Source organism: Belnapia sp. AC561 (assembly GCF_979252845.1).
On record NZ_CEEDBP010000281.1, the window covers coordinates 1 to 262 of the forward strand.

Annotated in this window: 1 pseudogene; it reads right to left on the reverse strand. The window is 63.7% G+C overall.

From position 1 onward, the window contains the following. A pseudogene (locus AC0IW9_RS31090) lies at positions 1 to 262 on the reverse strand (D-amino acid dehydrogenase); the annotation flags it as partial.

Genomic DNA, 262 nt, shown 5'->3' on the forward strand with positions numbered 1-262 from the left:
GTGCCGAGCTGACGCCCCTCATACGTAAGGCCGGTTTCCGCACGCAGCTCGTCGAGACAGTCACGGCTGTACTCGGACAGGCGCACCATGCGCTCCTTGTTCACCGCATAACGGCTGGCGGTGCAGTTGCGCAGCATCTGCGCCATCCACAGGTACTGGTCGATATCGCCGGTCATCTTGATCGCCAGTGGCGCGTGCTTCTGCAGCAGCCACTTGATGGCTTTGAGCGGCACACCTGGCGCCGCCCAGGGCGAGGCATAGC